This window comes from Psychrobacter sp. Cmf 22.2, assembly GCF_001921745.1.
GTDB lineage: Bacteria > Pseudomonadota > Gammaproteobacteria > Pseudomonadales > Moraxellaceae > Psychrobacter.
The window spans coordinates 1-245 of record NZ_MRYA01000070.1 but is presented as its reverse complement, the minus strand read 5'-3'; the positions used below and the strand labels follow the sequence as shown (position 1 = coordinate 245).

The following is a 245-nucleotide window of genomic DNA, read 5'->3' as shown; positions in this document are numbered from 1 at the left end:
CGTCTGTAAGCTAATATCGCTATCGACTAAGATGGCAATATCACGGCGTACTTGCGGGAATTTGCTTGGCGTGGTGATGGTATGCTGTTCACGTACAAGGGTTAATAATGGCGCAAGTGATAATTGAGCCACCCATGTAGCTGGCAAATCCAATTGTTTAGCGGTATTAGGATGCAATTGACCCAACCAACCGACATACTGATCATCGATATAGAGCTTGGCACTTTGACCCGGATGTAAGAAAG

General features: G+C 45.3%; 1 pseudogene. It reads right to left on the bottom strand.

Features of this window, described 5'->3' with window-relative positions:
• Window positions 1-245: pseudogene (gene pheT, locus BTV98_RS13340) on the bottom strand (phenylalanine--tRNA ligase subunit beta); the annotation flags it as partial.